This window comes from Rhizobium sp. BK379, assembly GCF_014193955.1.
Taxonomy (GTDB): domain Bacteria; phylum Pseudomonadota; class Alphaproteobacteria; order Rhizobiales; family Rhizobiaceae; genus Rhizobium.
Genome location: NZ_JACIAD010000002.1, coordinates 601,323 through 617,814, shown reverse-complemented (window position 1 = coordinate 617,814; position 16,492 = coordinate 601,323). Strand labels below are relative to the sequence as shown.

18 protein-coding genes are annotated in these 16,492 nt (G+C 58.7%); all 18 read right to left on the bottom strand.

The annotated features are described in order from the left end of the window. Positions 1-70: 70 nt before the first annotated feature. The 18 genes from FHT93_RS14070 to FHT93_RS13985 all read right to left on the bottom strand — a co-directional run bounded on the left by FHT93_RS14070 (position 71) and on the right by FHT93_RS13985 (position 16,492). Positions 71-1,846 (bottom strand): succinoglycan biosynthesis protein exop, encoded by a 1,776-nt coding sequence (locus FHT93_RS14070; protein WP_113015391.1) that lies wholly within the window; start codon positions 1,844-1,846, stop codon positions 71-73. A 121-nt stretch (positions 1,847-1,967) separates the two neighbouring features. Next, positions 1,968-2,816, bottom strand: coding sequence for a WecB/TagA/CpsF family glycosyltransferase (locus FHT93_RS14065; RefSeq protein ID WP_018115114.1), 849 nt, complete (start codon positions 2,814-2,816; stop codon positions 1,968-1,970). A 289-nt stretch (positions 2,817-3,105) separates the two neighbouring features. Beyond that, positions 3,106-3,648 carry a hypothetical protein gene (locus FHT93_RS14060; protein ID WP_018115115.1) on the bottom strand — a complete coding sequence of 181 codons (543 nt, stop codon included), beginning with the start codon at positions 3,646-3,648 and terminating at the stop codon, positions 3,106-3,108. Further along, positions 3,648-4,013 (bottom strand): hypothetical protein, encoded by a 366-nt coding sequence (locus FHT93_RS14055; protein WP_018115116.1) that lies wholly within the window; start codon positions 4,011-4,013, stop codon positions 3,648-3,650. The genes FHT93_RS14060 and FHT93_RS14055 overlap by 1 nt, the downstream gene beginning before the upstream one ends. An 11-nt stretch (positions 4,014-4,024) precedes the next feature. Continuing rightward, complete coding sequence (locus FHT93_RS14050) at positions 4,025-4,591, bottom strand: rod-binding protein (protein ID WP_029616459.1); 567 nt, start codon at positions 4,589-4,591, stop codon at positions 4,025-4,027. A gap of 34 nt (positions 4,592-4,625) precedes the next feature. Beyond that, positions 4,626-5,036, bottom strand: a complete 411-nt coding sequence (locus FHT93_RS14045; protein WP_018115118.1) for a hypothetical protein — start codon at positions 5,034-5,036, stop codon at positions 4,626-4,628. A 6-nt stretch (positions 5,037-5,042) separates the two neighbouring features. Further along, entirely contained in the window at positions 5,043-5,795 is a 753-nt protein-coding gene (fliR, locus tag FHT93_RS14040; protein ID WP_018115120.1) for a flagellar biosynthetic protein FliR, read from the bottom strand. Next, positions 5,792-7,879: a flagellar biosynthesis protein FlhA gene (flhA, locus tag FHT93_RS14035; protein WP_112541503.1), complete on the bottom strand. Its 2,088-nt coding sequence runs from the start codon at positions 7,877-7,879 to the stop codon at positions 5,792-5,794. The genes fliR and flhA overlap by 4 nt, the downstream gene beginning before the upstream one ends. A gap of 91 nt (positions 7,880-7,970) precedes the next feature. Continuing rightward, a complete protein-coding gene (gene fliQ, locus FHT93_RS14030) occupies positions 7,971-8,237 on the bottom strand; it encodes a flagellar biosynthesis protein FliQ (RefSeq protein WP_112541504.1) in 267 nt (88 codons plus the stop codon). 116 nt (positions 8,238-8,353) lie between these two features. Then, entirely contained in the window at positions 8,354-8,812 is a 459-nt protein-coding gene (flgD, locus tag FHT93_RS14025; RefSeq protein ID WP_112541505.1) for a flagellar hook assembly protein FlgD, read from the bottom strand. Beyond that, positions 8,803-9,252 (bottom strand): flagellar biosynthesis repressor FlbT, encoded by a 450-nt coding sequence (gene flbT / locus FHT93_RS14020; protein ID WP_112541506.1) that lies wholly within the window; start codon positions 9,250-9,252, stop codon positions 8,803-8,805. Before flbT ends, flgD begins: the two co-directional genes overlap by 10 nt. Beyond that, positions 9,249-9,596: a flagellar biosynthesis regulator FlaF gene (gene flaF / locus FHT93_RS14015; RefSeq protein WP_112541507.1), complete on the bottom strand. Its 348-nt coding sequence runs from the start codon at positions 9,594-9,596 to the stop codon at positions 9,249-9,251. The genes flbT and flaF overlap by 4 nt, the downstream gene beginning before the upstream one ends. Positions 9,597-9,632: 36 nt before the next feature. Further along, entirely contained in the window at positions 9,633-10,685 is a 1,053-nt protein-coding gene (locus FHT93_RS14010; RefSeq protein WP_112541508.1) for a flagellar hook-associated family protein, read from the bottom strand. A gap of 3 nt (positions 10,686-10,688) precedes the next feature. Beyond that, positions 10,689-12,143: a flagellar hook-associated protein FlgK gene (flgK, locus tag FHT93_RS14005; protein WP_112541509.1), complete on the bottom strand. Its 1,455-nt coding sequence runs from the start codon at positions 12,141-12,143 to the stop codon at positions 10,689-10,691. A gap of 20 nt (positions 12,144-12,163) precedes the next feature. Next, positions 12,164-13,465, bottom strand: a complete 1,302-nt coding sequence (locus FHT93_RS14000; protein ID WP_112541510.1) for a flagellar hook protein FlgE — start codon at positions 13,463-13,465, stop codon at positions 12,164-12,166. 127 nt (positions 13,466-13,592) lie between these two features. Next, positions 13,593-14,264, bottom strand: coding sequence for a winged helix-turn-helix domain-containing protein (locus tag FHT93_RS13995; protein WP_112541511.1), 672 nt, complete (start codon positions 14,262-14,264; stop codon positions 13,593-13,595). A 280-nt stretch (positions 14,265-14,544) separates the two neighbouring features. Beyond that, the gene (locus FHT93_RS13990; RefSeq protein WP_183848395.1) at positions 14,545-15,108 is read right to left on the bottom strand and encodes a lytic transglycosylase domain-containing protein; all 564 of its coding nucleotides are present in this window, start codon (positions 15,106-15,108) and stop codon (positions 14,545-14,547) included. After that, positions 15,050-16,492: a flagellar hook-length control protein FliK gene (locus FHT93_RS13985; protein WP_183848397.1), complete on the bottom strand. Its 1,443-nt coding sequence runs from the start codon at positions 16,490-16,492 to the stop codon at positions 15,050-15,052. Before FHT93_RS13985 ends, FHT93_RS13990 begins: the two co-directional genes overlap by 59 nt.

Here is a 16,492-nt window from a genome sequence, read left to right as displayed (position 1 = left end):
GATTTCCCGATAACGCCCTATCCCGTTTAAAAACGGCAAATGCAAGAGCAATCTGCCGTCGGGCGTTCGCCTACCGGGAAGCCTGGTGGGCGTGAAGGCGATCGCGCAGGCTGGCGATCTGCGAGCGCAATGCATCGACCTCGTTCGCCGTCTGCGGGACCGGCGCCGGTTCGGGGACCTGGGCAAGTTCGGGCACAGGGGCGAGAATTTGATCCTGGACAGGAATTTCATCCGGCTGGACCGACACCTGTTCGGGCTGTCGGCGGAAGCGACGCGGCAGAAAAACGAAGCCCAGGCCTGCCACCAGACCTGCAAGGCCGCCCACCAAGGCATTGAAAGCGAAACTGCTGCCACCGGAAACCGGCAGCACAAGAGCGGGCTTGCGAACCGTGGCCCTGCCGTCGCCGATGGCACCTGTCGTGGAAACCTCTTCGTCCAGGCGCGAGCGGGCGGCAGAGGCCTTTTCCCGCAACTCGGTCAGCTTGGCGAGATCGACGCCGGTATCGCGGCTCTGGGCAATGAGCGCGTTGCGGCGGTCGCTCAGTTGCCTGCGCGCATCGACGGCAGCCTTGGCTGTCCCACTTGCGTTCTGGGCGAGGCGCACAAGTTCCTTGCCGATGCTGTCCTTCAGACCGTCGACCTCGGACTGCTGCTGGAGCAGGCGCGGATGGCGCGGCCCGAGGTCTGCCGAAAGCTGCGCGAGCGCCGTCTTGGCAATCGCATATCTGTCGCGCAGATCCTGCAGGGCGGGTGAGATCATATCCGAAGTGAGCGAGCCTTCCAGCACGTCCGCGAGCTTGGCGGCCTTCAGCTTGTCGGCCTGTTCCTTGGCGGTCAGGATATTGTCATCGGCATTCTTGAGATCGGCATCGAGGCCGGCGATCTGACGCTGCAATTGCGTCGCAACCTTGACATTGCCCTCGCCGTTCTTCTGGCCAAAAGCCATGAGCTCTGCCTGAGCCTGATCATTTTCTTTTTTCAAGGCAGTGGCCGTCTCGGCCGCCTTGCTCGCGGCACTGCCGCCGGTCACCGCATCGGACAACCGCATGGCGATTCGTGTCGATTTGTCGCCATCGGCCGTCGTTACCATCAGGCGGATCGTGCCAGTGCGGTCATCGGGAATAATCGCGAGGGCAGATTTCAGCGCGGCCTCGGCGCGCGATGCCGGATCAGCCGCCGCGCCGCTGCCGGAGAGAAGCTCGAAGGCAACACCAAGTGCATTGGCATTGTTGCCGGCAAATTCCGGATCGCGGTCCAGCTTCATCGCTGCAACAGCTGAGGTGATGACAGGTACCGAGAACAGTCTTCTGACAGTTTCCCCGACAAGCGCAGCCCGGTTACCTGCATCTGCATCCACGGCAAGTGTCGTTTCTGCTGTGTAACGCGCTGGTTCGGATGGCATCAGGACGGGGGTGGCAGCACCAACGAATGAGAGGGCAACAATGATGAGGGTGCTCCTGCCCCATTTCGCGCGCCCTATTTCGCGTGAGACCGGCAAAACGGGTGCTTTTTCGACGGGAGCGATGTGATGAACCTGGACGTATTGCGTCGCTGGCTCCGCTGCGGGAGAAGAGGGCTCAAAAGCGGGAGCGGAAACGGAAGAGATGTCGTTAGCAGCCTGAAGGCGCGAACCGAGGATCGTTTCGATCCGATCGACCAGCGGTTCAGTCTGCCGCGCTTTCGCGCGCTGCACATCAAGCAGCCGGCTTATGGCGTGCAGCAGTTCGGCTTCCGAAGGGCGGATCTCCGGTGCACTGGTACTCTCTGCTGCGTGACTTTGCCGCTGGCCGCGCGAGAAGCTGGTTGCGCGATCATGGAAACTGCTTTTCGCCCTGGAATCGTGCATTGGCGTCACATCTCATGCGCATGATAGCCGAGTTCGCTCAACCGCGCCGACGCGGATGATTAAGCTACTCTAAATATATATGGCAAAGAAATGGTTAACCGCAGCCTGCAGAAATCTGTAATCAGCCGGCTTTCTTCATCTGCTCGATTCTCTTCTGTTCGCCCGCAGCGTGCGTCGGTTCAACCGGCTGGCTGAGAATACGCGCGCGCCGGCTGAAGCGATACTGGAAGACCCGGAAGAGGAAAATCGGGATACCGATAATATAACGGCGCCAGAGGCGCGCCGGCTCCTGCACCAGGCGATAGGCCCATTCGAGACGCATCATGCGCACGGTCTTCGGCGCGCGGGGGACGGTGCCGGAAACGAAATCGAAAAGTGCACCGACCGTCAGGACGAGACGCGCGTGATCGGCGCGGATATTCTGGTGAACCCATTTTTCCTGCAGCGGCGTGCCCATGCCGACAATCAGGATATCGAGCTTCTGACGCTCCACTTCGGCGGTAACAGCTTCCGGATTTGCCTTGTCGAAAAAGCCGTCGGAGATGACGAAGAATTCGTGCCAGGGCGTATGCCTGGAAAAGTTCTCGGCCGCCTTCTCGACAACCGCACGCGCGCCGCCGATCAGACCGATACGGCGCGGCGTTTCCATGAAGGTCAGGAATGCCGGCACGAAATCGGTACCGTTCAGATTGGCGGGAAATGGCGAACCATGCGTGACCTGGGATGCGATGTTGAGGCCGATACCATCAGGCAGGACCAGATTATGCGACATGATCTGATAGTATTCGTCATCGCCCAGGGCGGTCAGCATGTTGTGGGCGTTGACGAAGCAAACCACGGTCTGCCCGACAGGGATGGAAGCCAGTTCGTTGATGAAAACCAGCGCGTCGTCCCAGCCGAGATCGCAGACCGGCAGATCGAAAATCGTCCGCCGCGATGCAAGCACCGCGAAGTTTGCAATCAAATTCATTCCAACCTCCTGCCGAGGGTGCGTCATGCGCCCGACATCCTGGAAAACAAGCCCACATTTCCGCAGCGGAGGTCTTGTGAGGACCAGCGGCGTCCCGCCTGAAGCGATTTCCCCCAACCCGTGGCGGCATCATCCCAAGCTTGTGCCGCGTTTATATCAACTCTGCTTCAAACAACCCTTAGGAAAAACCTTTGGATTTTCATGCGCGCATAAGTAGTTCGTTAACCAAGACGAGAACGCAAAAAACGGCGCCTTTCGGCGCCGTTTTGAATTGACCGATCAATGGTGATCAGTGACTGGCCGAGGGAGCCGGCGTTTCGGATGCGGGCGCGGTCTCGACGATCTTGACCGGCGCTCCAACCTTCTGCGGCTTGCCGCCGGAGGTTTCCTTCACGTCTTCCTTCGACAGATAGTCGAGCTGCTCCAGCATGACATCGGCCACATATTCGCCGCCGAGACGCTCGTTCATGCCCTTCTTGATCTGTTCGCGGAAAGCCCCGGGATCGAAGGCCTTGATATTGGAGACGTCGATCATCTTGTTACCGACGAGCAGACTGAAGAGTTCGTCGGTCGTCATTTCCGTGATCGGCAGGTTGAGGCCTGCGATCATATCCTTGTGCATCATGAAGGAGATGCGGCCGAGGAAATAACCGTTGACCGCACCGTTGCCGATAACGGGCACGGTGATCGTCTCGCCCTTCACCAGCTCGAGCGCGCTTTGCTTGGTATCCGCTTCAACCGGCGCCGGCGCAGTCGCCATGTTCACCGAGAAATAGACCGATGCCAACGTGACGGCGCAGACCCAGACGCCTGTGAGGACGAGCTTGATCATCAGGCATCCCGCGCGGCGAACTGTTCCTGGGAATAGGTGCCGTCAGCATCGGCATCCTGCACGGCGTTCTTCAAGAGATCGGCAACGGCGCGAACCGCCTCCAGATGCGCTTCGACGCGGCGGGCGTTTAGCGTAAGCTTCTTCTTGAGGCCATGAAGCTGGTCCAGATGCGAAGCGGCAAGCTCGGCCGGATCGGTGTCGCGGAAGAGCATCGAGAGCTCGTACAGGCACCGGCTCTTGTGCGCATTGGAGACCTTGAGATCGAACTGCGGATCGCTGCCGATCCGAGTGTTCTCATTGTCGATTATCATTTCGAGGCGCCCGAGAACGGATTTGATCCTGTATTCGTTCGAAACTATTTCCATTTTATCCTCGATTATGCGTCGCTTGTTGCGGACTTATTGTCGGCAGTCGGAGTGCCGAAGGTCTTGCGTTGAAAGTCGTCGATCATGCTCATTGCAGTCTTGCGGTCGTCTTCATCCGTGGAGGCGTTGACGATCTTGCCTTCCTGGCGGCGCAACTGCTCGGAATACATCTGCTTGGCAATTCCGATGCCGTCGCCCTGAGCCATGACGTTGCCGAGCTGCTCGGCCATCATGCCTTTCCAGATATCGCCCGTTGCGCCCTTGCCGAAGACATTCTCGGCATCGCTCGGCAGCATGGACTTCACGAAATTCTGCAGAACCATAGCCTCGAACTTCCGGTAGGTTTCCGGCACGTCCTCGGTCTTTTCGCGGTTCTGGATATTGTGCAGGCCGGTCTTCTGCTTGACGTTGTCGAGAATGTCCACTGCGGAAGAAAAACCGTTACCGCTGTCGGCCAGGCTTGTCGCAGCAAAAGCGGCGCGGCTGGCTTTCAGCTTTTCCTGGGCAGCCTGAACCTCCATGGGGTCGGCCGCCTTGACGACGTCCATCACCAGATCGCTGGGGGGTGAAATAGCCACGTTACAATCCTCTAATGTAAGATCGTGGCGATTATTATTTTTGAAGCTTGCTGGAGGCTGGCGTTGCGAACTGCTGATCGATTACATCGTAGACGGCATTGTCATCCGCCTCACGACGCTCGGCCTGAAGGGCATCGAGCATGCTTTCCTCCAGCCGGTCGCCCTTGGCGCGCTCGCGCGTCAGGCGCATTTCATGGACCTGCTGCATGCCGGTCAATTGCTGATCCTTGATGCTCAGCCTGCCGAAACGATCTGCATAACTCTGCGAGAAAGCACGATGGACAGGGTCCAGCGAACCGAGCGCTAGAATGGCGACATCCATGGCTGCATTGACTTCGGCGCGCTGGCGGCTGGTTTCCGCCAGATCGTACTCCGCCATTTTTTCGAGATGCCGCTGAACCGTCACCAGACGCTTGAGCTTGTCGGAGCGCTTCTTCTCCATCATCGTCCCTCACTTTCCCACGAATATGCTGCCGAAGGATTGGGCGAACTGGCTGATCAATGCAGCGATCGAGAAATAGAGCAGGAAGAGGCCGCCCATGAGCAGATAGGGCGTGGAGATGAAGTAGACCGGGATCTGCGGCGCGAGCTTGTTGATGAAGCCGATCGAGATATTGAAGATCAGTCCGTAAATCAAATAGGGGCTCGAAAGCCGCAGCATGATGTAGGTGGTCTGCTCCAGCGTATCCGTGAAGGTGATGAGCGTGGAGCGCATCTGCATCAACCCGCCGAAGGGCATGGTCGTGTAGGAATCGATCAGCGCGCGGAAGACGATGTGATGGAAATCCATGATGAAGAGAACCATCAGGCCGGTCATCGTGATAAAGGCCGTCAGACTGATTTCGGGCGAATCTTCGACGATGTCAGACGTGCTCGGCTGCGTGTAGCCGACCATCATCGAGACGATCGTGGCCGCGAACTGCAGACCGAGCGTATAGAGCCGGGCGAGCATGCCATACATCACACCGATCAGTGATTCGCTGAAAATCAGGCCGATATAGGTACCGGAACTGGTGTGGACCGACGGATAGACCGTGTCCCAGAGCACCGGCAGAACGGCAAGCGAAAGCGCGCCGGCAATGAAGACGCGCAATTGCTCCGGCACGCGGCCCGACGAAAAACCCGGAAGGGTCAGCACACAGCCGCCGATCCGGCAGAAAACCAGAAACAGCGCCAGAACTGTCCCTTGCGGGTCTGAAATCATGAAATCGAGCCCAGAATCTTGATTTCGATGCCCTTGGCCAGTTCCACATGCGAGAGAACGGGAAGCGTTGCGAAGAGTCGCTCGATGATCATGCGGACATAGGAGCGTGTTTCCGGTGAGGTGACAAGGGCGAAAGGCAGGCCTCTGTCCATGAATTCACGGATAACTTTCGTCGCCTGTTCGCTGAACTCTTCGAGCGTGCGCGGATCAATGTCGAATTCGACGACTTCGCCCTTGGCATCACGCTTGAGCGCCTGGTGGAAGGCGAGATCCCATTTGCTGCCGAGCCGCAGCACGCGCAGCACGCCGTTGTCGGCAAGGTCGCCGCAAAGCTGCTGGGCCATGCGGATGCGGACGTGCTCGACGATCTGCTCCGTCTTCCTGACATGCGGGGCAAGTTCTGCGACCGCTTCCAGAATGAGGTGCAGGTTGCGGATCGAGACGCGTTCGGCAAGAAGCAGCTTCAGCACCGCCTGCAGGCCCGAATAGGACATGTGGGACGAGCAGATCTCATCCGCGAGCTTCTTGTATTCAGGGTCGAGACGATCGATCAGGATCTTCACGTCCTTATAGGACAGAAGCTGCGGCAGGTTGTTTCTGATAACCTCGCTCATATGCGTCAGCACGACCGAGACGTTGTCGATCGGCTGGAAGCCTTCACGCTTCAAATCTTCGGCGAAGTTTTCGAGGATCGAAACCGCCGGCATGCCGAAAGCGGGTTCGCGGATTTCGTCGCCGGGAATGCTCGGCTTGCGACCGGCGCCGGTGACGACGAGAACTTCGCCGACACGCAACAGGTTCGAGGCGACAGTCGTGCCGTGGATGCGGATCTGATACGACTTCTCGGGGATGCCGATATCGTCGGTAACCTTGATTTCCGGCACGACGAAACCGTATTGGGTGGCGAACTTCTTGCGCATCTTGCCGACGCGGAAGGCGAGTTCCTGATGGGCGCCGAGCAGGCGGGTCGAGACCATCTTGCCGAGAGCAAGCTCGATTTCGGACGTGCGCAGAACCGCCTTGACCGAGTCCTTTTCGAGCTCCTTGGTCTGGACGACCTTCTTTTCCTCGGCTTCACGGCGAAGCAGATTTTCGGCTTCGGCCTGACGCGGAATGAACCAGGCGCCGAAGGCGAGAAGACTGCCGAGGATCACGAAGGGCACAAACGGCAGGCCCGGCATCAGAGCGAGGACGAACATCAGCACGGCCGACACGGAGAGTGCGCGGGGATAGCCGCTCAGCTGATTGACGACCGCCTGGTCGGTGGAGCCGGTGGTGCCGCCGCGCGAGACGAGCAGGCCGGCGGCGAGCGAGACGATGAGGGCGGGCATCTGCGAGACGAGGCCGTCACCGACCGACAACTTGACGAAAACGTCAGCTGCTTCGCCGATCGGCATGCCATGGCGGAAATAGCCGATGATGATGCCGCCGAAGACGTTGATGGCGGTAATCAGAAGACCGGCGACAGCGTCACCGCGAACGAATTTCGAGGCACCGTCCATCGCACCGAAGAAAGAGCTTTCCTCTTCCAGTTCCTTGCGGCGGCGCTGGGCTTCCTTTTCGTCGATGATGCCGGCCGAAAGGTCGGCGTCGATCGACATCTGCTTGCCGGGGATGGCGTCCAGGGTAAAACGCGCGCCCACTTCTGCGATACGCGTCGCACCCTTGGTGATAACGATGAAGTTGATGGTGATGAGGATCAGGAAGACGATCAGACCGATGACGAAGTCGCCGGACATGACCAGGCTTGCAAAGCCGGCGATGACGCCGCCCGCCGCGTCATGTCCCTCGTTGCCGTGCGAAAGGATGACGCGCGTCGTGGCGATGTTCAACGCCAGTCGCGTCATTGTCGCGATCAGAAGAATGGTCGGGAAGGACGAGAATTCGAGAGGTTTCTGAATCCACAGCGCGACCATGAGGATCAGCACCGAGAAGGCGATCGAGAAGGCCAGGCCCATGTCGATCAAAAACGGCGGGATCGGCAGGAAGAGGATGCAGATAATACCGATGATGCCCAAGGCAAAACCGATATCACGCAGACTTGGGGCGGCTTTCGGAAGGGGTAGTGCAGGTGGTTGCGCCATGGCGATTCCGTCTCTTCATGAGAGGAGGCGAACCTCAGAGTCCGCCCAATTCGGATCGACAGTTAAATGGCGAAGCTTGCGCGAAGTTGGCTCAGAAGCCTGACTGGATGCGCGAGAAGACCAGATTGGTGAAGATGGAAATCTGCGAGCCCACGAAGGGGGCCGAAATGCCGACCGTGACCAGAACGGCTACGATCTTCGGAACGAAGGTGAGTGTCGCTTCCTGCACCTGCGTGAGCGCCTGGATCAGCGCGATGACGAGACCGACGACCATTGCCGCAATGACCGCAGGACCCGCGGCAATGAGGACGGTCCAGATAGCAGCCTGGAACAGGTCGAGTGCATCAGCTTCATTCATCGTCAGGCAACCTCATATCGCCTTGAAAGCAGCCAGCCCGGCTTTAACCGGACTGGTATTTTTGGCGTCATCCAAACGAACGAGCGTCAGGCCCTTTCGGCGCCGCCGTCGTCACTTCAGGTATTATCCGAACCGCTATCGTCGCCCGAAGGATTGGTCGGCGCCGAATCAGAAATGGAGATGCCAGCCTGAATGAGGATTTTACCGCCATTGTCCAGCGTTGCAATGAGGCCGTCGGAATAAACCTTGACGGATTCAACCGTACCCTTGGTTTTGCCGTCGGCGCTTTCCATGTACTTGCCGACATAGCTGCTTGCCTGGGTCAGGCTGGAGCTCGTCAGAAGCGTATCGAGCTTCGTGTTCGTCTGGATCGTCTGCTCGACCTGCGAGAAGCTTGCAAGCTGAGACATCTGCTCGCTGGCATCCATCGGATCGGTCGGATCCTGATTCTTCATCTGCGCGACCAGAAGCTGAAGGAAGTTATCGTAGTTCAGCGTGGCCTTCTGCTGCGCAGCATTGGACGAGCCATATGTGCTGCTGCCGCCGCCTACGCTCTGGGTTCCGTCTACCGCCATGGTGCGATCTCCCTGCGAATCTGCTCGACCATTGTCGGGGGCAGCTCGTGATTGTTGAGAATGCCGTCTTCGATCGCGTAGAGACCGCGGATCGCCTTCAGCGCGTCAAAGGCGCGGCCGGTCGAAACGAGTGCGTCGATCCGCTTCAGTTCGGCGAGGATTTCCTCGTTCTTGAAGCATGTGAGCAGCATCGTGATCGATTTGCGGAACATCGCCGTCGAATGTTCCTTGCCCTCGGGATTGATGAGGATCATCTGGGCAATGAAGTAGAGCTGGCGAAGCGGCGTGGTCGCGCCTTCCGGCTGTAGCACGTGGTTTTCGAGAAGGAACGTCACATCGTTCAGGAATTCCAGTGCCACCTTACGGTCGACACGCAGGACAGCGCCGTTGATGAAGATTCTTTCTCCGGCTTTCAGAGAAATGCGAAGTGTACTTTTCATTTAAGTCCATCCCTGATGATGGTGGTAACGTCGATGATGCCCTGGTAGTTATTCGACTGACGTTTTCTAATTCTGTCGCATTCCTTCAATATCCAGATCGCAATCGAAATAAGGTTCGCCCTGAGCTCGATCTCCAGCTGGTTGTCTGGATGCTTCAAATCCTCAACGAAGCTGATCCAGACCCTGCGGGTGTAGAAGAGAGCTTCAATAGCCTCCCGGCTGTACTTCTCTTTATCGCGCGCCGCCGAAAGCAGTTCGATCGAACGTTCGAGAACCTGCCATTCCCGCTCCTTCGCGTCGGCAACCGAGTCTTGCATGACCTCGGCATAAGAGAACTGATACATTCATGCATCCTTCTTTATATTGCGCGCCTTTGATCATCAAAGGTAGTTCACGAGACTCAACTGCTGAATCTTCGATACGATCGTGTAAGCGGTTTCGAGCTGTGTTTCCAAAGTCTTGACAAGGGTCGAGGCCTCGTAGGGATCAACACCCTGGATATCGACGAGCTTGGTCTGCATGATGTTCGCCTGGGCATCGAGGGCGTCATTCGCCTTTTCGACGCGCTCCTGCGAGAGGCCGAGCTGACTGGCCTGGGTAACGAGACCCGTGGTCGCCCTCGTCGTGTATGTGATCGCCTTGGAGGAGACTGCGCTCATCGCATCGGTGCTGAGATTCTGGCCGAATAGCGCGGCCGTCGTCACAGTTGCCAGAGCGAAGTAACGCATGCCCTCGGAATTGGCGCTGGTCGAGGATTCAACGACTTCCGAATTGCTGATGCGGCTCGTCATGTTCTGACTGGACGCCTTCGACCAGCCGGTTGTCGGATCCGTCCAGGCGGCTTCGCTGAACATTGGCTCGACCTGGGTCTCGATGAATGTCTTCATCTCGTCGCCGGTGAGCTCGTTAACCGGCTTCGGCGTCGGCAGGCCTGCCGCGTAAGCATTCAAGGCTGTAACGATCGCCGCCGAAGTCGCCGCCGTCTTGTCCGTCAGCGGCTGAATGTCGGTATTGATGCCGGCGAAGAGGTATTCGCCGTTCACCATCGAGTTGGACGTGTCCATCATCGTCGAAAGCGCGCTCGTGGCCGACTGGATAGCGACCGTGACGCTGCCCGGATCGTGGCTGCTCTGCAGCGCGGTCAGCTTGGACAGGAAGCCGTCCCCGGCCGTCTTCATTTTGGTGAGCCCGGTCTGGGCCGATTCCATGCGGGCATCTACAAGCGCATTGCTGAGCTTGATCGATTTGATGCGGTCGACTTCGCGGGTGAAGTCGATGCTCTTGGCTGCGTAACCGCCCAGCGACACACCAATATCGGCGTAGGTGCCGGTGGTCGCTTCCATCGTCGCCTTCGTCATCTGGTTCTGCGCCTGGCGGATCGTCAACCGCATGGCGTTCTGAATGGCCGAACTTGAAATAAATGAGCTCTTCATGGCTTAACTCGCAATATCCAGCAATGCTTTCAACATTTCATCAACGGCGTTCAAAATCTTGGTCGCCGCCTTGTAGGACTGCTCTATGTCGAGAAGGAGCGTCAGTTCCTCGTCGAGGTTGACGCCGGTTTCATTGGAATAAGCTTCATCGGTTCGTGCTGCGGCAGCTTGAGTATTTTCCGCCGCCGTCGTCGCGTTGCTGCGGTTCTGCTCGAGCCAGCCGATCGAATTGGTGGCAAAGGTCAGGATGCTGACATTGGTGTCCAGACCGGTACTCGGATCGAATGCAATCCCTGAATCCATCGACGTATAGAGACGGTCGAGTTCTGCGGTATAACCGCTCGAACCCGTCGGGTTCGCAGCCGTGCTGCTTGCATTGATGTTGCCGTCACGCAACCGCATCGGATCGCCGCCCTTGGAGGTGACGACACGGTCATTGATCGCGATCGTTCCGGCGATGCCCTTGATGACGGTGCCAGCCGGCGGAACCCCGCCTGCGGTGCCGGTCGTCGGGTTTGTCCAGACGAAGAGGCCGGGATTGCCGTCTTCCTGGTAAAGGTTCACGAGGCCGCGAGCGACTTCGTCGAGCTGGCTCTGGAACGTCGGTGCGATATCATCGCGGATCTGCAGAAGCGAGGCGAGGCTACCCTTGGCATTCGTCGTCGAGCCCGAGCCCATATTGACGGCCACGCCATCGACATAGACCTTGTTGCCGACTGTGTCGGCCGCGTAAGACTGCGTCGGCTCGAAGCTGACTGCGCGCGGGATCGTCTCGAACAGCGTCGTGCCGTCGGCTGTGTAGAGCACCATGTCGTTGTTGGCGCGTGTCGCCGTAGACACGCCAACGATCTGGTTGATCTGCTTGAGGACCTTTTCGCGCTCATCGAGAGCGCTTGACGGATCTTCGTTGGATGATGTCGCCTTCTTGACGGCATTGTTGGCCGTTTCGAACTGCTTCAGCAGGCTGTTCAGCGAGTCGACCTGATTCTTGATCTGCTTGTCGGCATCGGAACGCTGCTGCTGCACTGCCTTGGAGGCATTGTTCAGCGAGGTTACGACGTCCTGCGCCGCCGTAATCGCACCCTGGGCAGCAATAAGGTCACCGGGGGTGGCGCGGAACGTGCCGAGCTTGTCACGGAAGGTGCGCAGGGCCGTTTCGGGCGACGTTTCGTTGTCGTTGCCGCCCATGATCGATTTCAGATCTTCAAGGCCGCTCAACAGGGTCTGTTGAGCGCTGTCCTGCGAGGACGCCTTGAGATACTGTTTCAGCAGCGCATCTTCCTGTGCGCGGCTGATCTTGACCACCTGGGCGCCGTTCAGCGAGGTGGTGAGCATCGCCTGCCGGCGCACATAGTCCTTGTTGCCGGCGTTCGAGATATTGTTCGATACGATGCTGCTCTGCGCGCCCGTATTGTTGAATATGCTCTGCGCGGTGTTAAGTGCTGAAGTGAGCGACATGGCTTACCCGTTACCCTGAATTAACGCTTGAGGTTGACGAGGACGTCCATAAGATCGGAACCCGTCTGGAACACCTTTGAGTTGGCGGTGTAGCTGCGCTGGGATTCGATCATTTCGGTCAGTTCGCCGGCGAGGTCGACGTTCGAGCCTTCGAGGGCGCCCGACTGGATCTTGCCGAAACCGCTGGTCTGCGGGAAACCGGTGACGGTCACGCCCGACTTGCCGTTGGCCGAATAGACGTTGCCGGACATCAGCGTCAGCAGGTCCGGGCTCGGCACATTGGCGAGCGGGATCTGGAAGACGGGCTTGGTGCTGCCGTCATCGTACTTCGAGTAGACGATACCGTCGGAGTCGATGGTGATATCGACCGGCGAATTCGCGCCCTGACCGTCGACGTTACCTGTACCCGAGAAATTGTCGCCGACCTGGGAAAGATCGAGCTTCATATTGATGGTGAGGCCGGTTACCGGATCGACGATATTGGTCGTCGACGGGGCCGCCGGGACAGTCATCTGACCCTTGTCGTCGAACTGGATGGAGGTGACATTCACCGCCGCCGAGGAATAGGGGAACGAGCTGGTGCCTGTCGTTGCCTTGTCGGCATTGCGGTAGACCGCCATTTCCCACTGGGTCGTACCAGCCGCGGCCGGCGGCGATGCGGGATTGGGAACCTTCGTGTAGTAGATGTCGTACATCACCTTACTACCGAGCTTGTCGTAGGTGACCATCGAGTATTTCTGTGTGTCGGACGTCACCGTAGCGGAGTTTGCGCTTGGCAGGTTGGCCGGGACCGACACAATCTTTGCGCCGGGCTTGAGGTTGCCGGTCCATGAGCCGTTTGAGGTCGGAACGGCCGCCAACTTCTGGTCGCCGAGGACGTTGATCGGAACGAGGCCGTCAAAGCCGTTGACGACGACTGCCGGAGCAGAGGAACCCCACGGATAGCCCATGAGCGTGAAGCCGGCCGAGTTGACGAGGTTGCCGCTGTCGTCCTTCGTAAAGTCGCCAGCACGCGTCAGGACGGGAACACCATCGCCGCCCTGGACGATGAAGAAGCCGTCGCCGGAAATTGCGAGGTCGTAACCGGAGGTCGTGTAGGAAATGTCGCCCTGGTCGGAGACAGCCTGGCGAACCGTCGTCGTCACGCCGCCCGAGTTGTAGTTACCGGAGCCCGACGGCAGGACCAGCGACGAAAACGCGGTCGAAACTGCCTTGTAGCCGCTGGTGTTCACGTTCGCGATGTTATCGGAGACGGTGCTGAGGCGGTTTGCCTGAGCGTTCATCCCCGATACTGCCGTCTTCATGCTGCCGAAAATGCTCATCTGAAAACCTCGTTTTACCTGTTAAGTGCAACAGTATTTGGCGGGCCTTGCGTGAAGCTGTCTGTTGTGCCGGGTCGCCGACCGAAATATTCCGGCTTTCCCGCGCGGCACGACCCGCGCCGAAAAATCAATTCCAATCAATGCAGTAGCCAAGGAAGCGCTTGGAATCGACCGGGTCGACGCCGAGCTTCTTGCGCAGCTTCTTGCGCAGCTTGGAGATGTGGCTTTCGACGACGTTTTCTTCGACTTCCTCATCGAAAATGCCGTAGATCGCATTGAAGATCTGGGTCTTGGTGACGCGACGGCCGCGATTGGCAATCAAGTATTCGAGGATGCGGCGCTCGCGGCGCGGCAAGGCGAAGGTTTCGCCGTTGATTTCCGGATCGCGCCCGTCGGAGAAGACGCGGATGGCGCCGATGTCGGTGTGGTTTGCGATCGCCTTCAGGCGACGACGGATTGCAGCGGCACGCGCGAGAATCTCACGCGGATGCACCGGCTTGCGTACAACGTCGTCCACGCCGCAGTCAAAAAGGGCCAGCGTGTTTTCGAGTGACGGTTGATCGCTGACCGCAATCACCGGCGCCATCGAGCGATCCCTGATCGCACGCGGCAATTCCATGGCCCGCTGCCCCTGGCCGATCAGAAATGCCTCGACCGCGGCGATGTCAGAATCAGCCGCCGTTTGCACCCATTCGCCGAATTCACCGGGATCAAAGCCGGTTGAGGGAATGCCCTCACGACCAAAGAGAGAAGTGTAACCATCCTTCACGAGCTCACGCTCATCAACCACTACGATCATTCGTCCGCCTCCGAATCAGTGTGGCACATCGATGATCTATGGGTACGAATCGCGCGAATCTGCAGCAACTCGTGAAAGTTAATGGCGGAAATTAATAATTGATTAAGATTTGGGTACCGATTTGATCTACATATAGTAGGTCGACGAAGTTATGCACACAAAAATTTCGTGGAAAAGTTAACGCCTGCTTAATTACGCCTTGCAAGCGGGTTTTGTGCCGAATTCTTGCCACACTATGACACAGTTCGGTCATAATTGGTGAATTCAATTATTAATTGAATTAATTTCCGCAGAAATTGCTCGCATTGGGAGTCCACTTGCCATAGCCGGTGGCAACCAGATTTGCGATGACGCGGCAGACATATTGCTTCTGCGCCGGATTATTGTTCGGCCCCGCGTGGTATCTGGCTACCGCCATCGTCCAGGTCTCATGACGATCGTGAAGATTGCGCAAGAACTTCGCTGCGTACTCCACGTTGCGGTGGGGATCGAACATTTCCTCCACGGAGCTGAAGTTTTCACCGTGGAAATAGTGATTGATTTGCATACATCCGATATCGATGAGCTTCGCGCCGTCCCTGCTGGCAGTGTCGAATTGACGCAACGCGGCTTGCTCGGAGGCAGGAAACAGCGCCTTGCCTTCGACGTTCATCGCATAGGGATAGAGCGAACCCTTGCGCCCGGTTTCCGTCAAGCCGACCGAATAGAGGATCCCCTCGGGGATCCCGTATTTGGCTGCTGCAGACTGGATCTCACGCTCGCAGGCGCCTGTGGAGGCGGATGCGCTAGAGGTAGACGCTGCCAGGGCGGCTGCCGCCAGCGTCGATAGCAGAAGCGTTCTCAACACCGTTGCCGCCCGCACCATTGAAGCCTCCATCCGTCTGCCGCGCTGTCTGGTTCTGGCGCTCGCGCGCCTCGCCGCCCTGGCCTTGCTGGGCGAGCGACTGTTGCTGCTGCTGGGAAGTCTGTCCCTGGCTGTTTGCCTGGTTGCCGGCATCGGACCGATCCACTGGCGCCATGCTGATGGTCACGTTATCGACCGCATAGCCCTGGCTGCGCAGCGCCTCGAGAATCTTGCCGTGGTCTTCCTTGAGCTGGCGATAGGCCGCGCCGGTCTCGACCTTGAGGTCGACATTCAGCGTATCGCCTGACAGCCGCATCGTCGCCGTGACGAGGCCAAGATCGATCGGGCTCATCTGGATCTTGAGGGTGTTCACCACCTTGCCGGTGCTTGTCCATTCAGCGGCGTTCGACAGAGCAGAGCTCGGCTGCATAGCCTGTGCCCATTCCTTGTCACCTGAAAGTGCCGCTGTCACGTTTGCGGAATTCGGGTTCTGAACCAGGCCGAGATAACGACGCGATTCCAGGACGGAAACATTTTCGACGCTCGACTTTCCCGACTTCTCGCCGGGTTGCTCGGTACCGATATGCATGTCCATCGACTGGCCACGGCCATCGGCACGGCTGATCCTGAACGTCTTGCCTTCGGTGCCTTCGGCATTCTCCGTTCCCGGCACACGCGCGTCATTGCCATGCGGGGCGACGGCTGCCAATGCATCCGACACGTGCGCACCAGCCTTCGCACCGTTTACGCCTTCGGCGTTGGCGTCCTTCTTGCCGGCCATTGCGTCGTCCGCCTTCGCGGCCGCATGATGAGCCGAAGCCTGCAGGACAGCCGCGGCGTCCCCGGGCTCCTTCTTCAGCAGGCCGAGAACGTCGGTGATATCGCCATCGCCGGGCTCTACGTCCGCGCCTGTATCGACAGCGGTGTCGCCGCCGAGCGCACCGATCTTGACCTGTTTGGCAGGCTTGCCCCCCGCCTGAGCAACGGTCTCGGCTGCCTCATCCTTGGCGCCCGGCTTGCCCAGTCCAAAGACAGCTGCGTCCTTCTCCCTTACAGACTTCGCAGGCATCTTGCCGGCGTTTGCGATGGTTTCGGACTGCACGTCCACCTGTCCCTGGAGCGAGGCGTCATTCAGATCGATCAACGGCTTCGGATTGCGTCCGCGCAAGTTCCGCGCCGCGGCCTCGGCGCTATCGCTGGCGTCCTGCTGGCCGGACTTATCGACGCCATCCGCATCCTGATCGCTGTTGCCGGCCTTGGAGAGGACATCGGAGAAGCCGCCGTTCTGATCCGCGGCGTCGCCTCTGCCGGCCCCCCGACCGGATCTTACGGACGCAGACGCATCCGTGCCGGGCGCTCCGCCCGAGACGCTGATATCCATCAT